General features: G+C 60.6%; 22 protein-coding genes. 18 read left to right on the forward strand and 4 right to left on the reverse strand.

The window, feature by feature from the left end:
• The first annotated feature begins 29 nt into the window (after positions 1-29).
• Entirely contained in the window at positions 30-1,262 is a 1,233-nt protein-coding gene (locus ACQR3R_RS03860) for an oxidoreductase (protein ID WP_428270686.1), read from the forward strand.
• A gap of 40 nt (positions 1,263-1,302) precedes the next feature.
• Here ACQR3R_RS03860 and ACQR3R_RS03865 read toward each other — a convergent pair whose 3' ends face one another.
• Positions 1,303-2,136: an alpha/beta fold hydrolase gene (locus ACQR3R_RS03865; protein ID WP_428270687.1), complete on the reverse strand. Its 834-nt coding sequence runs from the start codon at positions 2,134-2,136 to the stop codon at positions 1,303-1,305.
• A gap of 256 nt (positions 2,137-2,392) precedes the next feature.
• On the opposite strand from ACQR3R_RS03865, the gene ACQR3R_RS03870 reads away from it, so the two are divergent.
• The 3 genes from ACQR3R_RS03870 to ACQR3R_RS03880 are packed head-to-tail and all read left to right on the forward strand — an operon-like array spanning position 2,393 to position 4,550.
• Positions 2,393-3,127: an SDR family oxidoreductase gene (locus ACQR3R_RS03870; protein WP_428270688.1), complete on the forward strand. Its 735-nt coding sequence runs from the start codon at positions 2,393-2,395 to the stop codon at positions 3,125-3,127.
• Positions 3,128-3,141: 14 nt separating this feature from the next.
• Positions 3,142-3,915, forward strand: coding sequence for a glucose 1-dehydrogenase (locus ACQR3R_RS03875; protein ID WP_428270689.1), 774 nt, complete (start codon positions 3,142-3,144; stop codon positions 3,913-3,915).
• On the forward strand, positions 3,915-4,550 hold the full coding sequence (locus ACQR3R_RS03880) for a nuclear transport factor 2 family protein (RefSeq protein ID WP_428270690.1): 636 nt from the start codon (positions 3,915-3,917) through the stop codon (positions 4,548-4,550). Before ACQR3R_RS03875 ends, ACQR3R_RS03880 begins: the two co-directional genes overlap by 1 nt.
• 138 nt (positions 4,551-4,688) lie before the next feature.
• Here ACQR3R_RS03880 and ACQR3R_RS03885 read toward each other — a convergent pair whose 3' ends face one another.
• From ACQR3R_RS03885 to ACQR3R_RS03895, 3 genes are read right to left on the reverse strand one after another with little or no spacing between them, the layout of a single operon-like run.
• Positions 4,689-5,015: a hypothetical protein gene (locus tag ACQR3R_RS03885; protein WP_428270691.1), complete on the reverse strand. Its 327-nt coding sequence runs from the start codon at positions 5,013-5,015 to the stop codon at positions 4,689-4,691.
• 32 nt (positions 5,016-5,047) lie between these two features.
• Positions 5,048-6,241, reverse strand: a complete 1,194-nt coding sequence (locus ACQR3R_RS03890) for an acyl-CoA dehydrogenase family protein (protein ID WP_428270692.1) — start codon at positions 6,239-6,241, stop codon at positions 5,048-5,050.
• Positions 6,238-7,410, reverse strand: a complete 1,173-nt coding sequence (locus tag ACQR3R_RS03895; protein WP_428270693.1) for an acyl-CoA dehydrogenase family protein — start codon at positions 7,408-7,410, stop codon at positions 6,238-6,240. The genes ACQR3R_RS03890 and ACQR3R_RS03895 overlap by 4 nt, the downstream gene beginning before the upstream one ends.
• 320 nt (positions 7,411-7,730) lie before the next feature.
• Here ACQR3R_RS03895 and ACQR3R_RS03900 point away from each other — a divergent pair, with 320 nt between their 5' ends.
• From ACQR3R_RS03900 to ACQR3R_RS03965, 14 genes are all read left to right on the forward strand, one after another.
• Positions 7,731-8,621 carry a VOC family protein gene (locus tag ACQR3R_RS03900; RefSeq protein ID WP_428270694.1) on the forward strand — a complete coding sequence of 297 codons (891 nt, stop codon included), beginning with the start codon at positions 7,731-7,733 and terminating at the stop codon, positions 8,619-8,621.
• Positions 8,622-8,630: 9 nt separating this feature from the next.
• Entirely contained in the window at positions 8,631-9,509 is an 879-nt protein-coding gene (locus ACQR3R_RS03905; protein ID WP_428270695.1) for a CoA-transferase, read from the forward strand.
• Between the two features lie 12 nt (positions 9,510-9,521).
• Positions 9,522-10,319: a CoA-transferase subunit beta gene (locus ACQR3R_RS03910; protein ID WP_428270696.1), complete on the forward strand. Its 798-nt coding sequence runs from the start codon at positions 9,522-9,524 to the stop codon at positions 10,317-10,319.
• Between the two features lie 16 nt (positions 10,320-10,335).
• Entirely contained in the window at positions 10,336-11,244 is a 909-nt protein-coding gene (locus tag ACQR3R_RS03915) for an enoyl-CoA hydratase (protein WP_428270697.1), read from the forward strand.
• Positions 11,241-12,353, forward strand: a complete 1,113-nt coding sequence (locus ACQR3R_RS03920; RefSeq protein ID WP_428270698.1) for a nitronate monooxygenase — start codon at positions 11,241-11,243, stop codon at positions 12,351-12,353. The genes ACQR3R_RS03915 and ACQR3R_RS03920 overlap by 4 nt, the downstream gene beginning before the upstream one ends.
• On the forward strand, positions 12,350-13,102 hold the full coding sequence (locus ACQR3R_RS03925; RefSeq protein ID WP_428270699.1) for an enoyl-CoA hydratase family protein: 753 nt from the start codon (positions 12,350-12,352) through the stop codon (positions 13,100-13,102). Before ACQR3R_RS03920 ends, ACQR3R_RS03925 begins: the two co-directional genes overlap by 4 nt.
• Positions 13,103-13,111: 9 nt before the next feature.
• On the forward strand, positions 13,112-14,275 hold the full coding sequence (locus tag ACQR3R_RS03930) for an acyl-CoA dehydrogenase family protein (protein ID WP_428270700.1): 1,164 nt from the start codon (positions 13,112-13,114) through the stop codon (positions 14,273-14,275).
• A gap of 10 nt (positions 14,276-14,285) precedes the next feature.
• Entirely contained in the window at positions 14,286-15,344 is a 1,059-nt protein-coding gene (locus tag ACQR3R_RS03935) for an acyl-CoA dehydrogenase family protein (protein WP_428270701.1), read from the forward strand.
• 5 nt (positions 15,345-15,349) lie between these two features.
• Positions 15,350-16,501, forward strand: a complete 1,152-nt coding sequence (locus tag ACQR3R_RS03940) for an acetyl-CoA C-acetyltransferase (protein WP_428270702.1) — start codon at positions 15,350-15,352, stop codon at positions 16,499-16,501.
• Between the two features lie 63 nt (positions 16,502-16,564).
• Positions 16,565-17,443, forward strand: coding sequence for an SDR family oxidoreductase (locus tag ACQR3R_RS03945; protein WP_428270703.1), 879 nt, complete (start codon positions 16,565-16,567; stop codon positions 17,441-17,443).
• 224 nt (positions 17,444-17,667) lie between these two features.
• Positions 17,668-18,453, forward strand: coding sequence for an SDR family oxidoreductase (locus tag ACQR3R_RS03950; RefSeq protein ID WP_428270704.1), 786 nt, complete (start codon positions 17,668-17,670; stop codon positions 18,451-18,453).
• A 10-nt stretch (positions 18,454-18,463) separates the two neighbouring features.
• Positions 18,464-18,934 (forward strand): MaoC/PaaZ C-terminal domain-containing protein, encoded by a 471-nt coding sequence (locus tag ACQR3R_RS03955; protein ID WP_428270705.1) that lies wholly within the window; start codon positions 18,464-18,466, stop codon positions 18,932-18,934.
• A 13-nt stretch (positions 18,935-18,947) separates the two neighbouring features.
• Positions 18,948-20,150 (forward strand): acetyl-CoA C-acyltransferase, encoded by a 1,203-nt coding sequence (locus ACQR3R_RS03960; RefSeq protein ID WP_428272591.1) that lies wholly within the window; start codon positions 18,948-18,950, stop codon positions 20,148-20,150.
• Between the two features lie 69 nt (positions 20,151-20,219).
• Positions 20,220-21,422, forward strand: coding sequence for a LuxR C-terminal-related transcriptional regulator (locus ACQR3R_RS03965; RefSeq protein ID WP_428270706.1), 1,203 nt, complete (start codon positions 20,220-20,222; stop codon positions 21,420-21,422).
• The last annotated feature ends 29 nt before the right edge of the window (positions 21,423-21,451 follow it).

Below are 21,451 nucleotides of genomic sequence, written 5' to 3' on the forward strand. Positions count from 1 at the left end.
GTAGCCCGATAACAATAAAGAGGCCTGTCATGAACCCTCGTCCCACTCCGTCACCCTTCAGCCCTATCGCGATTGGCCCGCTGACCCTGAAAAACCGTTTTATCAAAGCCGCCACCAACGAAGGCATGAGCGCTCAGGGCGTGCCTTCCAAACAATTGGTCAAGCTGCATTCGGCGCTGGCCGCAGGTGGAACGGCGCTGACCACGGTGGCTTATTGCGCCGTGAGCAGCGATGGCCGTACGTTGCCTAACCAACTGATTCTTGCCCCCGCAAGCTTGCCGCACTTCAAAGTCCTGACCGACGCCGTGCACCAGGCCGGCGGGCTGGCCAGCGCTCAAATCACTCATGGTGGTTGCTTTACGTTTATCCGCGAGCGCTCAACCAAAAGACCGTTGTCGGCCAGCGGCGGCTTCAACAAGATCGGCTTGATGAGCGGCATGTTCTTTAAACAGGCGATGAACGAAGCCGACATGCAGCAAGTTGTGCGCGACTTCGCGCAAGGAGCGCGCCTGGCGCAGCAGGCGGGTTTCGACGCTGTGGAAATCCACATGGGGCACGGCTATTTACTTAGCCAGTTTATTTCGCCGATGTACAACAAGCGTCGCGATCAATATGGCGGCAGTCTCGAAAACCGCCTGCGCTTTCCGCGTCGGGTGTTGCGCGCAGTGCTGGATGCAGTCGGCCAGGAAATGGCGGTGATCTGTAAGTACAGCATCACTGAAGGCGTGCGCGCCGGTAATAGCGCTGAGGACGGCGCCCGGATTGCTCGCCTGCTGGAAGAAGAGGGCGCGCACCTGCTGGTGCTTAGCGCCGGGATGAATGCTGAATCGATCACGACGATGTTCGGGTCTTCCTTCCCCAAGGAAAACCGCGTGCAGCAGAAGAACAAGATCATTGCATTGGCCATGGCTATTCAGCGCCGCACCGAACCAACCGTGGAGTTTCATGAGTTGTACCTGCTGGAACATGCACGCAAGGTGCGGGCGGCGGTCAAGATGCCGTTGGCGTACCTGGGGGGAGCCAAGAGCCTGGCGAGCATCGAGCAGGTCATGGCCGAAGGGTTTGACCTGGTTGCCATGGGGCGAGTGTTGCTGGCCGAGCAGGACTACGTAAACAAGCTCGCCAGCGGCACCAGCCGCGACTCGATTTGCACCGCCTGCAATCGTTGTGTGGCGATGATGTACACCCCCGGCGGCACGTCCTGCGTATTGGGCCAGCCCGGCGACGCCGAGTTGAACCGCCAACCTGCGGCAGGGCGCTAAGTACCTCCTCCTGGCGGAGGAGGAGCGGTGTTGTGGAACATCAACCGTGCTGCAGGAAGTCGATGCACGTACGGTTGAATAGCTCACGGTGTTCCACTTGCACCCAATGCCCGCAACGATTGAGCACGATGAAGCGTGCATTCGGCGCACCGTCGATGATGCGCTGGGCGCCGCTGATCGGATTGAAATGATCGTTGTTGCCCCAGAAACCGAGGATCGGGCACTGGATTTCGCCAAGGCGTGCTTCCATGTTCGGCACCATCATGGTGCTGAACAGATTCTTCGGTTGGGTCACGGCCACCGCCACGCGTTCTTGCAGCAAGCTCTCCGGCAGGATCGAGTCATCGAACAACTGCAGGCGCATCATGCTGCGCATTTCCTCTAAACCAATGGGGCCGGCATTGAACAGGCTGACCATGCGCAAGATGCCTTCCATCTTGAAGTAGGTTTCGCGCTCCTCTACACCACCGGGTGCCAGCAGGATCAGATTCTCGGGCAGGTGCGGCAGTCGCAAAGCCAGGCCCAAGGCAATTGCGCCACCCAACGAATTACCGAGCAATGTGCAGCGCTGTACGCTGACTGATTCCAGGAACGCCGCCACGCAGTCGACGAAGAAATCCAGATTGTACTGTGCGTCTTCGGGTTTATCAGAGCGGCCGAAACCGGGCAGGTCTAGCACGATGTTGCGATAGCCCGCAGCGACCAATTGCGGATAGTTGCCCTTGAAATTGCTGAAACCACTGGCGCCGGGTCCGCTGCCGTGCAGCCAAAGCACCACGGGGCCGGCGCCCTCATCCAGATAGTGCAGGCGCAAGCCGTTTGGCAGGGTGGCGTAATGGCCGATGGGCAGGGGCAGGTCTACGGGTTGGTTCATTGGGTTCTCCTTGTCTGCGATTCATGGAGCACAACCGCGCCAGGCACTAAAGCGAGTTGAAGGGGAACGCTGCGCCTGGCGTGGTGCACGCCAATGAATGGTGGGCGCAGATTGCGCTATTCACATCGTCCGTTCAGACCACGTTGTGCTAGTCCCATCGGACGATGTTAGCCAAGGCACTCGCCGCTAATCATTGAGGGGGTGGCCGCACTGCAACCGCAGCGGCCGCAGCCTGATTGCACACTCGGAGATTGCTATGAAGTTACTCAACAAAGTGGCCTTTGTGACCGGCGCCGCGCAGGGCATGGGCCAAGCCATCGTTCGTGGTTTTGTCGCCGAAGGCGCCAAGGTGGTCGCTGTCGACCTGAATCAGAAGGCCTTGGCCGAGAGCCTCGCGGACCTGGGCGACACGGTGCTGGCGCTGGCCTGCAACGTCGGTGACGGCGCCTCCGTGGCAGATGCCATGGGACAGGCGGAGGAGCATTTTGGCGGCCTCGATATATTGGTCAATAACGCGGGTGTCGGCGCGTTGGACAGCTTCCTTGAGACCCCGGATGAGAGTTGGGCACGAGTTATCGGCGTGAACCTGGGGGGCACTTTCCTGTGCTGCCGCGAAGGCGCCAAGTTGATGGTCAAGGGGGGGCGCAAGGGCGCGATCATCAACCTCTCAAGCACCGCTGCGCTAACCGGCGATGGCCCAAGCCACTACTGCGCCTCGAAGGCCGGCGTCATGGGCCTGACCCGTTCGATCGCTCGTGAACTGGCAGCCAGCGGAATTCGCGTCAATACCTTGGTGCCGGGCCCGACCAATACCCCGATGATGGCCGGGATCCCTGACGACTACATGCAAGCACTGCTTAAAAACGTGCCACTGGGCCGTATGTGCGAGACCGACGAGATCGCCAAGGTTGCGGTGTTCCTTGCCAGCGAGGATGCCAGTTTCATGACCGGGCAAAACATCGCCGTCAACGGCGGCATGGCCTTTATCTGATCAGGGAGTGACTTATGAGCAAACGTCTAGAAGGTAAAATTGCTTTCATTACCGGCGCAGGTTCTGGCATCGGCGAAGCCACCGCACTACGGTTTGCCGAAGAGGGTGCCACGGTGGTGTTATGCGGCCGGCGCATCGAGCCGTTGCAAGGTGTGCAGGAAAAAATCCGCGCGCGAGGCGGGGAGGCCGATATCGCCGTCGCCGATGTCAGTGATGAACAGGCTTACGTCGACGCGCTGCAAACCACCGCGCAACGTCACGGCCGCCTGGACATCCTGGTCAATAACGCAATGGCGTATACCTGGGGCGGAATCGACACGATGTCCACTGCCGACTGGCACGCCAACTTCGCCACTACCGTCGACGGTACCTTTTGGGGCACTCGCACGGCGATGCAGTTGATGAAACAGCAGGGCGGCGGCTCAATCGTCAACATCGCCTCTATTTGCGGCCTGTTCGGCACGTCCTGGATGGCCGGTTATTCGGCGGCTAAAGCGGCCGTGATCAACTTCAGCCGTGCGGCAGCCAGCGAAGGCGCGCCGCACAATATCCGCTGCAACGTGATCATCCCGGGCGTGGTCGATACGCCCGCTACGGCTGGCATGCTGGGTGATGCCAAGACCCGCACCAACACCGAGAAGGTTATCCCGATGAAGCGTGTTGGCCTCCCGTTGGAGCTGGCCAATGCCATCCTGTTTTTGGCCAGCGATGAAGCTTCGTATGTGACCGGTGCCAGCCTGGCTGTGGATGGCGGGCGCGGTTCAGACCTGTACACGGTGCTTGAGTGATGGGCCAGGACACCAGCGCATTGCTTTCGCGTATCGACCGTCTGGAATCACTGGATGCGATCCGGCAACTGGCCGGCAAGTATGCATTGGCATTGGACATGCGAGACATGGATGCCATGGCCAACTGCTTTGTCCCGGACGTGCGTGTGGGTCGCGACAAGAGCGGCCGGGCACACCTCAAGGCGTGGCTGGACGAAACCATGCGCAAGCAGTTTCACGGCACCTCTCATCACTTGGGCCAGCACATCATCGAGTTCAGCGATGCCGACCACGCCACCGGCGTCGTGTATTCGAAGAACGAACATGAGACCGGTCCCGAGTGGGTGATCATGCAGATGTTGTATTGGGACGACTATGAGCGAGTGGACGGACGCTGGTGCTTTCGCCGGCGCTTGCCATGTTATTGGTACGCCACTGACCTGAACAAACCGCCCATTGGCGGGCTGAAAATGCGCTGGCCGGGACGTGAGCCCTATGCCGGGACCTTCCACGAGTTGTTTCCGACCTGGGATACGTTCTGGGCGAAACGCCCGGATAAGGACGCGTTGCCCCAGATCGCCGAGCCGGCTCCGTTGGAGGGATTTCTGGGTGCCCTACGCCGTGGGGCGGATGATCCGAAAATTCGGGTACGTTGAACCAGCGGGCGGCGATGCGACATCGCCGCCGCCGTGCTCGCGCGGTGATGACGGCGATTTCAGAGTCGCCATCACCGGCAAGCCGGTTTCCTACAGATGTGCGTGAACGCCATCAATGTCGGCATGTGCCACAGATCCTTAGGAGCCTGGCTTGCCAGCGATGGCGATTTCAGAATCGTCATCACCGGCGAGCCGGTTTCCTACGGGATTTGCGTGAACGCCATCAATTTCGGCCTGTGCCACAGATCCGTAGGAGCCTGGCTTGCCAGCGATGTCGATTTCAGAGTCGCCATCGCTGGCAAGCCGGTTTCCTACAGGATTTGCGTGAACGCCATCAATTTCGGCCTGTGCCACAGATCCGTAGGAGACTGGCTTGCCAGCGATGGCGATTTCAGAATGGTCATCACCGGCAAGCCGGTTTCCTACGGGATTTGCGTGAACGCCATCAATGTCGGCCTGTGCCACGTGGGTGTCCAAATCGCCGGGAAACGGTCAAATCATCTGTTCAACCGGGGTTCCCGAGGCATGCCCAGTGCCCGTTCGGCTATGACGTTGCGCTGGATTTCATTGCTGCCACCGTAGAGGGTGTCGGCGCGGGTAAACAGGAACAGCGATTGCAGACGGCTGAGCTGATAGGGCGCGTTATCAAGAATTTCCGCCGCATCGCCCAGTACGTCCATTGCCAGTTTGCCCAGGTCACTGTGCCAGGTAGACCACGCCAGTTTGTAAATCATCGCTTCTCGACCCAGGGTGCCGTCTTGCGGGCCCGAAAGCATGCGCAGCGAGTTGTAGCGCAATACCTTGAGGCCGGCCCAGGCCTGTGCGATTCGCTGGCGTAGCATAGGGTCGCGCGCGGCACCGTTGGCACGGGCGATGCGGATGATTTCATCCAGTTCGTTCTGGAACTGCATCTGCTGACCCAACGTAGAAACGCCTCGTTCGAAACCCAGCAATGCCATGGCAATCTTCCAGCCTTCGCCGGGTAAGCCGATAAGGTTGTCGGCGCTGGTCACGGTCTGGTCGAAGAATACCTCGTTGAATTCACTCGTACCTGTCAGCTGCTGAATCGGCTGCACGCGGATACTGTCCTGCGCCATCGGCACCAACAGGAACGATAAGCCGTGATGCCCCTGGCTGCCGGGCTCGGTGCGCGCCAGTACGAAACACCAGTCAGCCTCGTGCGCCAGCGAGGTCCAGACTTTTTGCCCGCTGATCAACCAATGGTGGCCAGTGGTATCGAGCCTGGCCCGCGTTTGTACGTTGGCCAAGTCCGAGCCGGCGCCGGGTTCCGAGTAGCCTTGGCACCAAAATTGGCTACCGTCGAGGATGCCCGGTAACAAACGCTGCTGTTGGGATGGCGTACCGAAGGCGGCCAGTGTGGGGCCGACCAGCCCTTCGCCGATGTGGCCCATGCGCCCTGGGCCACCGGCGCGAGCGTATTCCTCATGAAAAATGACTTGCTGGCTGATGGACAGACCCCGTCCGCCATGTTCCTTGGCCCAACCAACGCCGATCCAGGCGCCTGTCGCCAGCTCACGCTCCCAGGCTTTACGCTCTTGCGCAAAGCTGTGTTCATCCCCCGGCCCACCACGAAAGCGCAGCGGCGCAAATTCTCCGCACAAGTGCTCGTGCATCCACTGTGCGACTTCTTCGCGGAATGCCTCGTCAGCACGGCTGAAACCGATTTTCATGATTGCTCTCCCAAGAGGTACGCAGCCAAACGCTCGCGGTGCAGTGCCGGGCTACCCAATAGTTGCTCGCTGGCACGGGCGCGCTTGAAGTACAGGTGTGGGTCGTATTCCCAAGTGAAACCCACCCCGCCATGCAGTTGGATGGACTCTGCGGCACAGTGATAAAACGCCTCGCTGGCATGGATCTTCGCAGCAGCAGCTGCCAGTTCAAGTTCTTGTGCCACGGTTGCGTCGCCTGCCGGGTCCAGTCGTTCCTGGGCTACGCAGGCAGCGTAATAGGCGGCGGATCGGGCACATTCAACGCGCAGCATCATGTCGGCACAACGGTGCTTGATCGCCTGGAAACTGGCAATCGTGCGATTGAATTGTCGGCGTTCGGCAATGTACGACAAGGTCAGCCCCAGCACCTGTTGCGCGCCGCCTGTCTGTTCTGCGGCAAGACCGATGGTCGCGATCAGCAAGGTGTCGCGTAGCACTGCCCAGCCTTGCTCGGGTCCGCACAGCAGATGCGCGTCGTTCACCTTCACGTTATGCAAATCAACGCGTGCCAGGCGCCGAGTCTGGTCCATGGTTGGCAAAGGCGCGCGCGTTACACCCGGCGCATCGCCGGGTAAAGCAAACAGGCTGATGCCCTGTTCACCTCGGGTGCCTGGAGCACGTGCCGCAACAACCAGCAGGTCTGCCGAGGCGCCATCGATGACCTGTGCGTACTGGCCATTAAGGTTCCAGCCCAATGAATTCTGCTCGGCAACAGTTTGCACGGCGCAGGCTTCGAGTCCGGGCACACTGGCAAAGGCCAGCGTAGCGCGGGTTTTACCACTGGCAATCGCCTCCAGCCAGCGGGCCTTCACGGCGTCGTTGTGCGCCAGCAACAGGGCGGGGGTAGCCAGGCATGCGGTGGCAAACAGGGGTGATCCCAGCAAGTAGCGACCGCATTGCTCCAGCAGTACGACGAGTTCGACAAACCCAAGGCCCATGCCGCCACAGCGCTCGGGCACCATCAGGGCTGGCCAGTAAAGCTCCTGACCGATTTTCTGCCAGACATCAGGGTCATGAGCGTGCGGGTGAATCATGGCGGCGCGCACAGCATGCGAGTCGCTGGCCTGAGCGAGAAAACGTTCGGCGCTGTCACGAATCATCACGTGTTCTTCAGTTAAAGCGAACTCCATGGGCACGGCCTCGAAAGCAGATGAATGCGCCAGTCTGCGGGGCGCATGGCGCTGTTCGAATCACTAAAACGGACTAGTACGTCGGTTCATCTGCGGCATCGGGAGCAACACACAACCCGTGAGAGCGCGAGCTTGCTCGCGATTGTGAAAGGCCAGTCAACGTCGAAGTTGAATGTTCGACCGCTTTGGCGAGCAGGCCCGCTCCCACAAAAAAGGGGCGCAAAGCATCAGGGTGCTTAGTCTCAACGGACGATGAAGCGGCGGTTGGCGCTTTGCACAATGCTCACCACGAAACCCATTCAGCCAACGAGGACCAAGGCATGATCGACATTCGCGGTTTGAGCTATTTCGTCTCGCAGATCGAGAACCTCAGCCAGTGGCAGCGTTACGCCGAAGACGTGCTGGGCATGCAGGTCCTTCCCGCGCCCGGCGGTGGCCTGTATGTAAAGATGGACGAGCGTCCATTTCGCATGCTGATCGTCGAAGGTAGCGAGGCGCGTTACCTGGCGTCCGGGTGGGAGCTGGCCAGCGAGACGGCATTCAGGGCCGCACTTGAGCACCTGACGACTGTCGGTATCGAATGGCAGCCGGGCTCTGCCGCCGAGATCGATCAACGGGGTGTGCAGGCGTTGGTCAAACTCACCGACCCGTCCGGTAATTGCCATGAATTGACGTGGGGGCATCGCTCCGATTGCCTGCCCTTCATATCGCCTCAGGGCGTGCCGCGTTTCATCACCGGCGATATGGGGTTGGGTCACACCGTGCTGCCAGCACCTCATTTCGATGCGACGCTGGCGTTCGCCAAAGACGTACTGGGCTTTGAACTCTCGGATGTTTTCAACTTCCGGCCCGACCCCTCGGCGCCGCCGATCCGCATTCACTTCCTGCATTGCCACAACGCGCGCCACCACAGTTTGGCGCTGGCCGAGTACCCGGTGCCGTCAGGCTGCGTGCACGTCATGGTCGAGGTCGACTCGATGACCGAGGTTGGTCGTGCCCACGACCGGTTACGCGCTCACGAGGTGAAACTGTCGGCCACCCTCGGGCAGCACCTGAACGACCGGATGACCAGTTTCTACATGAAGACGCCATCGGGTTTCGATCTGGAATATGGCTATGGCGGATTGCTGGTCGACTGGGCCGAACATTCAGCTTTTGAATTCACCCGCGTGAGCATTTGGGGGCACGACTTTTCAGTCGGCCAACAGTAAGGAAATATCATGATGAACAAACAACTGACAGCGGCCGATGCGGTCGCTCAATTGCGCGATGGCATGACCATCGGTTTCGGTGGCTGGGGTCCACGACGCAAGCCGATGGCTATTGTGCGCGAGATACTGCGCTCGCCGGTCAAGGACTTGACCGTGGTCGCCTACGGCGGTCCGGAAGTGGGCATGCTGTGCGCCGCCGGCAAGGTTCGCAAACTGGTGTTCGGCTTTGCCACGCTCGACGCTATTCCGTTGGAACCTTATTACCGCAAGGCCCGCGAGGCCGGTGAACTGGAGCTGATGGAACTGGACGAAGGCATGTTCCAGTGGGGCTTGCGCGCCGCCGGCATGCGCTTGCCTTTCCTGCCGACTCGTTGCGGCCTGGCGACGGATGTAACGCGCCTGAATCCTGAACTCAAGACCATCAAATCGCCTTATGCCGATGGCGAGGTGCTGCTGGCAATGCCGGCGCTCAACCTTGACGTTGCGTTTGTGCATGTCAACGTGGCCGACCGCCTCGGCAACTGCCTGGTAACCGGGCCGGACCCTTATTTCGATCACCTGTTCGCCCGTGCCGCCAACCAGTGTTTTGTCTCGTGCGAGCGTTTGGAAGAACGCTTGGAACTGAACGCCGATCAGGCCCGCTTCAATACGTTCGAGCGGTATCTGGTTACCGGCGTTGTACACGCACCACTCGGTGCCCACCCGACCGCGTGCGCTCCCGACTACGGCTGGGACATGAAACATCTCAAGGGCTACGTCGCCAGTAGCCAGGCGGAAAATGGCTGGCAGGACTATGTGCAGACCTACATCGCCGATGGGGAACAGGCCTATCAGGCAAAAAATGGCGGTGCCGACTCCATGGGCGCCTTGCCCCTTCCCGTGTTTTGAGGATTAGCGACTATGTCTGCAACCTGTGATTTCACCCTGGCTGAATTGATGATCGTCGCCGCCTCGCAGGCTTGGCGCGGCAATGGCGAAGTGATTGCTTCGGGCCTGGGCGTAATCCCGCGCCTGGGTGCCAGCCTGGCCAAACTCACCCACAGTCCGCAACTGTTGATGACCGACAGCGAGGCGTTCCTGGTCGAAGAGCCGATCCCGCTGGGGCCGCGTGGCGATTACGTACCGCGTTACTCGGGCTATATGTCGTTCGAGCGAGTCTTTGAGTGCGTGTGGGGCGGGCGGCGTCACGCAATGATAGGGCCCACCCAGATTGACCGTTGGGGCCAAACCAACCTGTCGTGCGTCGGCGATTATCAAAAACCAAAAACCGCGATTCTCGGCGTGCGTGGCTTGCCGGGTAACAGTATCAACCATCTGAACTCATTCTTCGTGCCGAGCCATAACACCCGGGTTTTCGTCAGCGGCGAGGTGGACATGGTCTCCGGTGTCGGCTTCAAGGCCGATCGCTGGCCTGAAGGCGCGCGCCGCGACCTGATGGACATTCATTGCGTGGTCAGCGACCTGTGCGTCCTCGATTTCAATGGTCCGGAGCGTGCTGTGCAAGTGCGATCTTTGCACCCCGGCGTCAGTTTTGATCAGGTCCAGGACAACACCGGTTTCCCGCTGCTCAAGTCGGCGCAATTGCAAGAAACCAAACACCCAACCCAAGAGCAGTTGGCGCTGATACGCCGGCTCGATCCCCACGATTATCGCGCCACGGCGATAAAGGGCAATCCGCCCGGCATCCGTGCGGCCTGAGGCAAGGACAGCGAGCATGCACAGCAGCGACAATGAATTCATCGCCCGGCAGGACAACGCCGTCTATGAGACGGACAAACCGGTGTTGTACAGCGTGGCCGAGGGCATCGCCACGCTGACGCTCAACCGGCCAGCCTTCAACAACGCGCAAAACTCGCAAATGACCTACGCGCTGGACGCGGCTTTGCGTCAAGCGGTGGACGATGACAGTGTCAAGGTCATCGTCCTGCGGGGTAACGGCAAACACTTTTCGGCAGGCCACGATATAGGCACCCCGGGGCGCGACATCAACAAGCCGTTCGAGCGTGCGCACCTGTGGTGGGATCACACTAACAAGCCTGGCGGTGAGCAACTTTATGCTCGCGAACAGGAGGTTTACCTAGGCATGTGCCGGCGTTGGCGGGAACTGCCCAAGCCAACCATTGCCATGGTCCACGGCGCATGCGTGGCGGGTGGGCTGATGCTGGCCTGGGTCTGTGATCTGATCGTGGCCAGCGACGATGCCTTTTTTCAGGACCCGGTGGTGCGCATGGGCATTCCGGGGGTCGAGTACTTCGCCCATCCCTATGAAATGAACCCGCGCATTGCCAAGGAATTCCTGTTCACCGGTGACCGTATGAGCGCCACTCGCGCCTGGCAGGTGGGCATGGTTAACCGCCTGGTTTCGCGCGAAGAACTTGAACAGGCCACCTATGCGCTGGCCGCTGGTATCGCCCGGCAACCGCGTATGGGGCTGGCGCTGACCAAGCAGGCGATCAACCACGTCGAAGACCTGCAAGGCAAGCGCGCAGCGATGGATGCAGCGTTCGCCTGGCACCAGTTTGCCCACGCCCATAACGAGCTGTTGTCCGGTGACAAACTGGGCGGCTTCGACGCCAAGGGTATGGCCCGGGCGAACAAGCAGGCTGAGGACGAAAGCCAATGAATCACTGGCTGGATACGCCGTTGACCGAGGCGCTCGGTTGCCGCTACCCGATTGTGCAAACCGCCATGGGCTGGGTCGCCGACGCGAACCTGGTCATCGCCACCACCCGCGCTGGCGGTTTCGGTTTTTTAGCCGGGGCGACGATTGCGGCTGATGAGCTGGAAGGCGAAATCCGCAAAGTGATTGATGCCACCGGTGGCAGTCACTTCGGGCTCAATTTTCATATGTTCCAAGACAACGCCGCGCAGTGTGTCGACCTGGCAATCCAGTACCGCCTGCGTGCTGTGAGCTACGGGCGCGGTCCCGACAAACAGACCATCGCCCGTTTTAAAGCCGCCAAGGTGTTGTGCATTCCGACCGTGGGCGCCTTGAAACATGCGATCAAGGCTGTGGAGTTGGGCGCCGACATGATCACGGTTCAGGGCGGCGAGGGCGGCGGTCACACCGGCGGTGTGCCGAGTTCGATTCTGCTGCCGCAGGTGCTGGCGGCGGTCAACGTGCCGGTGATCGCAGCGGGTGGTTTTTCCACTGGCCGAGGCTTGGCCTCAGTGCTGGCTGCCGGTGGCGCGGGGATTGCGATGGGTACGCGGTTTCTCATGACCCGGGAGTCGCCAACCCCGGGCGCGACGCTGGAACGCTACCTGAAGGTCAACGACCCGCAACAGGTGCGAGTGACGACGGCGGTGGATGGCATGCGCCACCGCATGATCGAGAACCGCTTTATCAACCATCTGGAGCATGCCGGACCTTTCGGCCGCCTGCGGATTGCGTTGGGCAGCGCCTGGCAGTGGAAGCAGCAGACAGGCATGAGCCTGCGGCACATGGCCTCGGTTTTTATCAGGGCATTGCGCGAAGATCCTGGCGCGCTGTCGCAAGTGGTGATGGCTGCCAACCAGCCAGTGCTGTTGCAGCGCTCAATGGTCGATGGCCAACCCGACGAAGGCATCTTGCCCAGTGGCCAGGTGGCAGCGGCCATCGGCGAGCTGCTGAGTTGCCATGAGGTCATCGAAGGCATCGCAAGTGAGGCCCGGTATTGCTTGGACGCACTGTTGCTGCGCAGCCAGACCCGCCCCTCAAACCGTCCAGCGAGTATTGGAGAATCCCTATGAACCAAGCATTTACCACTCTTATCAATCAGGGAATCGCGGAACTGGTGATCGCCAAGCCGCCGGTTAACGCGCTCGACAGCCGTGAGTGGCAGGCCCTGGCGCAACAGATCGAAGCGCTTGGGGCCAATCCCGAAGTTCGGGTAATCGTGATTCGCGCTGAAGGCCGGGGTTTTTGCGCCGGGGTCGACATCAAAGAACTGGATAAGCATCCGGAGCGAATCGTCGAGGTCAATGCCGGTAACTACGCCACCTTCAAGGCCGTGCACCGCAACCCGGTGCCGGTAATTGTCGCGGTGCACGGGTTTGTCCTCGGCGGTGGAATCGGCATCACCGGGGCGGCGGATATTGTCATCGCGTCGCAATGCGCAACCTTTGCCCTGCCGGAAGTAGATCGTGGTGCCATGGGCGGCGGGGCGCATCTGCAGCGCCTGTTTCCAGTGCAAAAAGTTCGCTACCTGTTTTTTACCGGTGACAGCATCGGCGCCCCAGAGGCCCTGCAGTACGGCTTTATCGAGCGCATCGTGGCTAAGGATTTACTGCGCGAAACGGCCTTGGGCATCGCGACGAAAATCGCCGAAAAAAGCCCGGGCATGATCCGCCTCGCCAAGGAAGCCTTGAACGGTATCGAGGACGGCAACCTGGAAGACAAATACCGCTGGGAACAGGGCTTCACCCTGCAGGCATACAGCAGCCCGGACTCTGCGGAAACGCGCCGGGCTTTCGTCGAAAAACGCGACGCCAAGTTCTGAGGGAACGCCATGGACCTGACTTACACCCCCAAGCAAGACGCCTTTCGCGGCGAAGTACGCGTCTGGCTTCAAGCCAACCTGCCACGCGAACCCTTGGCCAGTTACGACACCCGCGAAGGCTTTGAACAACATCGCGCCTGGGAGGCCAAGCTGTTCGAAAGTCGCTGGTCGATGGTGATGTGGCCGGCCGAACTGGGCGGTCGCGGTTGCGATCTGATCGAGTGGTTGATCTTCGAAGAAGAGTATTACGGTGCCGGGGCGCCGATGCGCGTCAACCAGAATGGCCAACTGCTGTTGGGGCCGACGTTGATGGAGTTCGGCACGCCGGAACAGAAACGGCGCTTCCTGCCACGCATGGCCGCCAGCCTGGACATGTGGGCACAAGGCTGGTCGGAACCGAATGCGGGCTCCGACATGGCAGCAATCACCAGCAAAGCGCTGCTCGACGGCGACCATTATGTGATCAACGGGCAGAAAACCTGGTCGACCCGGGCTATCTACGCCGACTGGATTTTCGGCCTGTTTCGCAGTGAGCCGGGGTCGACGCGACACCACGGACTGTCGTTCATCATGGTGCCGTTGAATGCGCCCGGGGTGAGCATTCGTCCGATCAAGGCGCTCAATGGCAAAGACGCCTTCGCCGAGGTGTTTTTCGATGACGTGCGAGTGCCGGTTGCCAACCGAATCGGGGATGAAGGGCAGGGCTGGCATGTGGCGATGGCCACCGCCGGTTTCGAGCGCGGTTTGTTGCTGCGCTCCCCGGCCCGATTCCAGGCGACGGCGCGCAAACTGGTTGAGCTTTACAAGGCCAACCGAGCCAGTGCCGACCGTGATCCGAGCCTGCGCGATGCCGTGCTGGAAACCTGGATGGGCGCCGAAGCCTATGCGTTGTCGGCCTATCACACTGTGGGGCGGCTGAGCCGCGGTGAACAGATAGGCGCCGAGTCGAGCATTAATAAAATCATCTGGTCGGAACTGGATTTGAAGATGCATGAGACGGCCATGCGCATTCTAGGTGCACGCAGCGAACTGGTGACCAAAGGCGCCGGAAATGACGACGCGGAGGGCTGGCTGGAGGGCTTCCTGTTTGCCCAGTCGGGTCCGATTTACGCCGGCACCAACGAAATCCAGCGCAACATTATTGCCGAGCGCATGCTCGGTTTGCCGAAATAAGGAACCGTCCATGGACTTCACTTTTAACGATGACCAGTTGGCGTTCCGCGAAGCCATCAGCCGCTTCCTGATGACTGAAGCTGCCCCGGAAATGCTCCGCGAAATCTGGGAAACGGACATCGGACGCTCCCGTGACCTGCGCAACAAGATTGCCGAACAGGGATTGACCGCGTTATCGGTGCCAGAGGCCGAAGGTGGCATGGGCATGGACGATGTGACGTGGGCGCTGATGACCCAGGAACTGGGTTACTACGCCATCCCCGATTCGCTGGCTGACACCGCTTACGTTGCCAGCGGTTTGCTGGCAAGCCTTAAGCCAGAGCATCCGGCTCGCGCCAACCTGTTGCCGCGCATCGCCGATGGCAGTTTGCGCCTGGCGATCTCTCATCCAGTCAACGCGCTGGTCAGCGATGCACAGTTGGCCGAGGTACTGATCCTCACCGATGGCGATGACATTCATGTCGTGCCGCGCTCCCAGGTGGACGTGGAAAACCACCCAAGCATCGACGCCTCGCGCCGCCTCGGCCACGTCACGTGGAATCCATCGCCTGAGACGCTTGTGGCCAGTGATGAGCAGGGCGCAGCCTTGCAGAAAACGCTACTCGACCGTGGCGCGCTTTCGGTGGCCGGGCAACTGCTTGGACTGGCGCAACGCATGCTCGACCTGTCAGTGGACTATGTGGCGCAGCGCAAGCAATTCGGCAAGCCGATCGGCAGCTTCCAGGCAGTCAAGCATCACTTGGCCGACGTTGCCCGCTGCATCGAAAACGCCAAACCGGTGCTGTACCGCGCGGCCCATGCCTTGGCTCGGGGCGACAGCAACGCTTCGGTGTGGGTCTCGCAAGCGCGACTCGCGGCAAACGAGGCGAGCTGGATCGCGGCCCGCAAGGGCATTCAGGTGCATGGGGCAATGGGGTACACCTGGGAGGTGGATTTGCAGATGTTCATGAAGCGCGCCTGGGCCCTCGATGCCACCTGGGGCGACCGTGGCTTTCACAAAAACCGTGTCGGCGACTACGTGTTCGCTAACGCCACCGGCCTGGGGCCGGGGCATACTTTCGAGGAATGAGGCACATGGCCCAAGCCTACATTGTTGATGCACTGCGCAGCCCAACCGGCAAACGCAAAGGCTCGTTAAGCGAGATCCACGCAATTGACCTGGGCGCCCATGTGCTCAAGGCGCTGGTGGAACGCAACGTCATCCCCGGCGAAGACTACGACGACGTTATTTTTGGTTGTGTCGATACCATCGGATCGCAGGCTGGCGATATCGCACGTACTAGCTGGCTGGCTGCCGGGTTGCCACTCACGGTGCCGGGCACGACGGTGGATCGCCAGTGCGGTTCGTCGCAACAAGCACTGCATTTCGCCGCGCAGGCAGTGATGAGCGGCACCCAGGATGTGGTTGCGGTGGGCGGGGTGCAGACAATGACCCAAATCCCGATTTCCTCGGCGATGCTGGCAGGCCAGCCCTTGGGTTTTGCCGATCCGTTTTCGGGAAGTGTCGGTTGGCGTGCGCGGTTTGGCCAGCAACCCGTCAACCAGTTCTACGCCGCACAGCGGATTGCCGATCATTGGCAGATCAGCCGCGAGCAAATGGAAATGTTCGCGCTGCAAAGTCACGAGCGTGCGCTGGCAGCTATTGCCAGTGGGCGATTCGCTCGGGAAATCGTGGCGTGCCAAGGACTGTCGGTGGATGAAACACCTCGCCACAGTAGTTTGGCGAAGATGGCTGAGTTGCAGCCGGTAGACCCGCAGTTCCCGTCAATCACCGCTGCCGTTTCAAGTCAGACCTGTGATGCCTCGGCGGCGCTGTTGGTGGTGTCCGAAGCAGCGCTCAAACGCTACGACCTGACACCACGGGCGCGTATTCATCACCTGACGGTGCTCGGTGACGATCCGATCTGGCACCTCACTGCACCCATTGCCGCTACCCGCAGGGCGCTGGCCAAGTGTGGCCTGAGCATGGCTGATATTGATCGGGTCGAGATCAACGAAGCGTTTGCCTCGGTGGTCATGGCGTGGGCCAAGGAACTGGATTACGACCCGGCGCGAACCAACGTCAATGGCGGTGCGATCGCTCTGGGCCACCCATTGGGGGCCACAGGTGCACGCTTGATGACCACACTGTTGAACGAGCTGGAATGCAGCGGCGGCCGCTATGGCCTGCAAACGATGTGCGAAGGCGGCGGGCAGGCCAACGTGACGATTATCGAGCGCCTGTAGTTTTTCAACGCACGCCGCCGCCCGTTACGGGTGCGTGGCGACCTCTATCTCAAGGAGTCAAACATGGCTATTTGTTCAGGCCGCACCGTGATCATCACCGGGGCCGGCGGCGGGCTTGGCCGTGCCTACGCGCTGGCTTTCGCCGCCGAAGGTGCCAATGTGGTGATCAACGATATTCGCGCCGAGGCTGCACAGCAGGTGGCCACCGAAGTACGCGCCAGTGGTGGTCAGGCCATTGCCAACAGCGATGACATCACCACCCTTGCCACCGCGCAGCATATTGTCGATGCCGCTTTGGAAGCGTTCGGCGAGGTGCATGTGCTGATCAATAACGCCGGGGTGCTTCGCGACCGTATGTTCATCAGCCTCAGTGAAGAAGACTGGGACATGGTGATGCGCGTGCACCTCAAAGGCCATTACTGCCTGGCCAACATCCTCGGCCGGCGCTGGCGCGATTTGGCCAAGGCTGGTGCGCCGGTGGACGCCCGGATTATTAACACCAGTTCCGGTGCCGGCCTTCAAGGGTCGGTGGGGCAATCCAACTACTCGGCGGCCAAGGGCGGCATTGCCGCGTTGACCCTGGTGCAGGCGGCAGAACTGGCACGTTACGGCGTGACTGCCAATGCGCTGGCCCCTGCCGCACGAACCTCGATGACCGAGAGCGCCATGCCCGATGTGGTGAAAAAACCCGAGGACGGCAGTTTCGACGCCTGGGCCGCAGAAAACGTCGCGCCGCTGGTGGTATGGCTAGGTAGCAAGGCGTCTGCACACGTCAGTGGCCAGGTCTTTGAAAGTCAGGGAGGGCGGATCTCCCTGGGTGATGGCTGGCGTACGGGCATCACCCGCGACAAAGGCGCGTTATGGCAAGTCGAGGAAATCGGCGCGGCAATCGACGCGATCCTCGCCGATGCGCCGAAAGCGCAGCGGGTTTGGGGGAGTTAACGAGGCAGTTGGAGCTGTAGGCGTCTGGCCTGCCAGCGATGGCCATTCTTGCGGACGCTATCGCCGGCAAGCCGAACGCCTACACGAACCGCGTGGGTGTTCGGGATCTGGGGCTTGGTGCAAAACTTGTAGGAGCGATTGGGTTTCTACCCCATTTTGACGATGTGCCAGCATGACCCTCTCCGTACAACTACAGCGTATTGATTTCTTCGGAGGTAGACGCTGTGAAACAAGCTCCCCCTTATGTTCCAGGCCATCAACTGCTGGCCGGCAAGTCGGTATTGATTACGGCTGCCGCAGGTGCTGGTATCGGTTACTCGGCGGCCCAGCGCTGTGCCGAGGAAGGATGCCGGGCGCTGATGATTTCCGACGTGCATGCGCGACGTCTCGAGGATGCGGTCGAGCGCCTCAAAGCCGATACCGGTCTGCAGGCCATTTATGGCCAGTTGTGCAATGTGACCGTTGAAGAGGAAGTTCAGGCCCTTGTGGCTGCTGCCGAAGGGCAGTTGGGCGGCGTCGATGTGCTGATCAACAACGCGGGCCTGGGCGGCCAAAAACGCGTGGTCGACATGAGCGACGAAGAGTGGTTGCGCGTGCTGGATGTGACCTTGACCGGCACGTTCCGCATGACCCGGGCAATGTTGCCGCACATGCAGCGTCGCGGCGCAGGGGCCATCGTCAATAACGCCTCGGTGCTCGGTTGGCGAGCGCAAAAGGAGCAGGCGCATTATGCCGCCGCTAAAGCAGGCGTGATGGCACTGACACGCTGCAGCGCCTTGGAAGCTGCCGAGTTTGGTGTGCGCATCAATGCGGTTTCGCCATCGATTGCCCTGCACGATTTCCTGAAAAAGGCCTCCAGCGAAGAACTACTCGCCAGCCTTGCAGGTCGCGAGGCGTTTGGCCGCGCCGCCGAAGTCTGGGAAGTGGCCAATGTGATGATGTTCCTTGCCAGCGACTATGCCTCCTACATGGTCGGTGAAGTGCTGTCCGTCAGTTCGCAACAAGCATGAGGATGCGTTCATGAGTCATGTTTTTGGCAGCGCCAAGGCGTTGCTCGCGGCCGAAGGCCTGGACCTGGGCCATACCGAATGGCTGACCATCGACCAGCAACGTATCGATCTGTTCGCTCAAGCCACAGGTGATCACCAGTGGATTCATGTCGACCCGGTACGCGCCGCCAGTGGCCCGTTCGGTGTCTGCATCGCCCATGGCTACCTGACTCAGTCGTTGGCCAACCTGTTCATGCCGCAGTTGATGACGGTCGAAAACATGGCCATGGGCGTCAACTACGGCAGTGATCGCGCGCGGTTCCCTGCACCGGTCAAGGTCGATTCGCGGGTGCGCGGCAGGGGCCAGATCCTGCGCGCCGAGCAACTGGTTGACGCGGTTCAACTGGTGGTGCGCATCAGCGTGGAAGTCGAGGGCCAGGAGCGCCCCGGTTGCGTGGTTGACACCATCAGCCGCTACACCTTCAACCCAATTTTCGAGTGAGCTTTTAATGGACCTGAATGAAGTAGTCATCGTCGCCACCGCTCGTACTGCGCTGGCGAAGTCGTTTCGCGGCTCGTTCAACGACACCGAAGCCCCGGTGCTTGGCGGCCACGTGGTGCGGGCGGTGGTCGAGCGCGCGGGTATCGAACCGAGTGCCGTGGAGGATGTGATCATGGGCGCGGCTGTTCAGCAAGGTACTCAGGCCTACAACATCGGCAGGCTTTGTGCCTATACCGGCGGTTTGCCGGACAGCGTGCCGGGCATGGTGTTGGACCGCATGTGTGCCTCGGGCCTGATGAGCATCGGCGTGGCCGCAAAAGGCATCATGACGGGTGAGATGAGCATCGCCATCGGCGGTGGCGTGGAGTCTCTATCGCTGACCCAGACCAAGCACAAGAACAGCTATCGCGCCCAGTCTGAAGCGGTATTGCACGTGATGCCCAGCGCCTACATCCCCATGATCGAAACGGCCGAAATCGTGTCTCGTCGCTACGGCATCAGTCGTGCAGCCCAAGATGACTATTCGCTGCAAAGCCAGTTACGCACGGCCAATGCGCAACGAGACGGCCTGTTCGACGAAGAAATCGTCGCCCTGGGTGTGAACAAACTGATGTTCGCCGCCGATGGCCAACCCAATGGCCACGAACACGTGCAGGTTACGCGTGACGAATGCAACCGGCCCAACACTCGTCTGGAAGACCTGGCGGCTTTGAAGCCGGTATGGAAAGACGGCAAGTGGGTCGAGCAGGGCGAGTTTGTCACCGCCGGCAACGCCTCGCAGTTCTCCGACGGTGCCTCGGCGAGTTTGTTGATGAGCCGTGCCGAGGCCAAGCGCCGTGGACTGACCCCGCTGGGTATCTACCGTGGCATTGCGGTGGGTGGCTGTGCGCCGGAAGAAATGGGCATCGGCCCGGTGATCGCCATTCCAAAGCTGCTCAAGCGCTTTGGCCTGAGCGTGGCGGACATCGGATTGTGGGAGATCAACGAGGCGTTTGCCTGCCAGGTGTTGCATTGCCGCGATGCGCTGCAAATCCCGGCCGAGCGCTTGAACGTCAATGGTGGCGCGATATCCATCGGTCACCCGTTCGGTATGTCCGGTGCACGCATGGTCGGCCACGCGTTGCTCGAAGGGCGGCGACGCGGTGTGCGCTATGTGGTAATTGCCATGTGCATTGGCGGTGGCATGGGCGCTGCCGGACTGTTCGAATTGCCGTAAACGGCTGGCGAACTATCGATTGAATCCATGAAGGCCCCAAACACGGGGCCTTCTGCTTGGGGGATGGTTATGCAAAGTTGTCTGCCTAATGCTCAGGTCCTGGCGCACATGCACCTGGAGTTGGCCGAGTACGAACGGATCATTGGCAACATCTACGATTCGGCGATGGATACCCGTTGTTTGAGTGACTCGCTGCGCGAATTGCGAGCGCTGTTCCAGGCCAATTTTGTGACGTTGATACTGCGGGTCCAGGATGAACCGCTGCTGTCACCGATGGTGGTTGCCGGTGATATAGAACTGGGGGAGGGCGGTATCAACCATTACGCGTACTACTCCAAATCCACCCTGTTCGACGACTTGCCGACCGACAAGGTGTTCACGGTCGATGAGCTGATGAGCGACGCCGAATGGTCCAGCTCGGCGTTTTACCTGCTGTTTTGCCAACCTTACGACTGCTATCACATGCTCGGTGCGGATATCCGGATGCCGGATGGCGGCACGGTGCGTTTACGTATCAATCGACCTCAAGGGCATCCGCGTTTCACGGAGGCCGAGCGCGCGATGTGCGGCATGTTGTTGCCGCATTTGCGACGGGCCTTGCACATGTATTCGCTGCTTGATCGCAGTGAGTCGCTGGGCACTCTGTATTCGCAGACGATCAGCCGTCTGGCGGTGGGAACCATTGTCCTGGATGAACACGGCAGCGTGGTGCAACTCAATCCCGTGGCGCGGGAAATACTCGACAGCCAAGACGGCCTCAAAGTGGTAGGCGGTCGGTTGGAAGCGACCTATCCCAGTGACAATCGGGAGTTGGCGCGGCTGGTGCGCAATGCCTTTGAACGCGCCAGGCACAGGCCCGGGAAAGCCATTCAGGTGGCAGAGGCTACTTCTATTTCCCGCCCCTCGGGGCTGGTTAGCCTGGGTGTGGTGGTGGAGTTGATACCGTCCCAGGAACTGCTCGAAGGTAACGGCAAACCGACAGTGGTGGTGTATGTGCGTGATGCCGTGGGCAAGTCCCTGGTCAGCACTGTACTGACGTCGCAACTGTACAACCTGACCCCTGCGGAAACCGCGCTCGCCCTGGAACTGGCTAACGGGCTGTCACTGGAGGAAGCCTCAGAGTTATTGAATATCCGCCGTAATACCGCGCGTGCGCACCTGCGCTCGATTTTTTCCAAGACGGGTGTGCGGCGCCAGACCGAACTGGTGCGGATCATGCTCAACAGTGTGGTGGCTTTGGGGGCACGGCAGCCCGCGGCCACCGCGTTGTGATGCCGGTTTGCGCCAAAATGCGTTAGTCC

Source organism: Gordonia sp. IEGM753, assembly GCF_050321825.1.
GTDB lineage: Bacteria > Pseudomonadota > Gammaproteobacteria > Pseudomonadales > Pseudomonadaceae > Aquipseudomonas.

Excerpts from the sequence above, each read along its gene's own strand:
- ACQR3R_RS03945 (WP_428270703.1), top strand. The coding sequence starts at position 16,565 with ATGGCTATTTGTTCAGGCCGCACCGTGATCATCACCGGGGCCGGCGGC.
- ACQR3R_RS03925 (WP_428270699.1), top strand. The coding sequence starts at position 12,350 with ATGAACCAAGCATTTACCACTCTTATCAATCAGGGAATCGCGGAACTG.
- ACQR3R_RS03930 (WP_428270700.1), top strand. The coding sequence starts at position 13,112 with ATGGACCTGACTTACACCCCCAAGCAAGACGCCTTTCGCGGCGAAGTA.
- ACQR3R_RS03910 (WP_428270696.1), top strand. The coding sequence starts at position 9,522 with ATGTCTGCAACCTGTGATTTCACCCTGGCTGAATTGATGATCGTCGCC.
- ACQR3R_RS03955 (WP_428270705.1), top strand. The coding sequence starts at position 18,464 with ATGAGTCATGTTTTTGGCAGCGCCAAGGCGTTGCTCGCGGCCGAAGGC.
- ACQR3R_RS03915 (WP_428270697.1), top strand. The coding sequence starts at position 10,336 with ATGCACAGCAGCGACAATGAATTCATCGCCCGGCAGGACAACGCCGTC.
- ACQR3R_RS03900 (WP_428270694.1), top strand. The coding sequence starts at position 7,731 with ATGATCGACATTCGCGGTTTGAGCTATTTCGTCTCGCAGATCGAGAAC.
- ACQR3R_RS03905 (WP_428270695.1), top strand. The coding sequence starts at position 8,631 with ATGATGAACAAACAACTGACAGCGGCCGATGCGGTCGCTCAATTGCGC.
- ACQR3R_RS03935 (WP_428270701.1), top strand. The coding sequence starts at position 14,286 with ATGGACTTCACTTTTAACGATGACCAGTTGGCGTTCCGCGAAGCCATC.
- ACQR3R_RS03890 (WP_428270692.1), bottom strand. The coding sequence starts at position 6,241 with ATGAAAATCGGTTTCAGCCGTGCTGACGAGGCATTCCGCGAAGAAGTC.
- ACQR3R_RS03965 (WP_428270706.1), top strand. The coding sequence starts at position 20,220 with ATGCAAAGTTGTCTGCCTAATGCTCAGGTCCTGGCGCACATGCACCTG.
- ACQR3R_RS03940 (WP_428270702.1), top strand. The coding sequence starts at position 15,350 with ATGGCCCAAGCCTACATTGTTGATGCACTGCGCAGCCCAACCGGCAAA.
- ACQR3R_RS03870 (WP_428270688.1), top strand. The coding sequence starts at position 2,393 with ATGAAGTTACTCAACAAAGTGGCCTTTGTGACCGGCGCCGCGCAGGGC.
- ACQR3R_RS03860 (WP_428270686.1), top strand. The coding sequence starts at position 30 with ATGAACCCTCGTCCCACTCCGTCACCCTTCAGCCCTATCGCGATTGGC.
- ACQR3R_RS03875 (WP_428270689.1), top strand. The coding sequence starts at position 3,142 with ATGAGCAAACGTCTAGAAGGTAAAATTGCTTTCATTACCGGCGCAGGT.
- ACQR3R_RS03880 (WP_428270690.1), top strand. The coding sequence starts at position 3,915 with ATGGGCCAGGACACCAGCGCATTGCTTTCGCGTATCGACCGTCTGGAA.
- ACQR3R_RS03895 (WP_428270693.1), bottom strand. The coding sequence starts at position 7,410 with ATGGAGTTCGCTTTAACTGAAGAACACGTGATGATTCGTGACAGCGCC.
- ACQR3R_RS03865 (WP_428270687.1), bottom strand. The coding sequence starts at position 2,136 with ATGAACCAACCCGTAGACCTGCCCCTGCCCATCGGCCATTACGCCACC.
- ACQR3R_RS03920 (WP_428270698.1), top strand. The coding sequence starts at position 11,241 with ATGAATCACTGGCTGGATACGCCGTTGACCGAGGCGCTCGGTTGCCGC.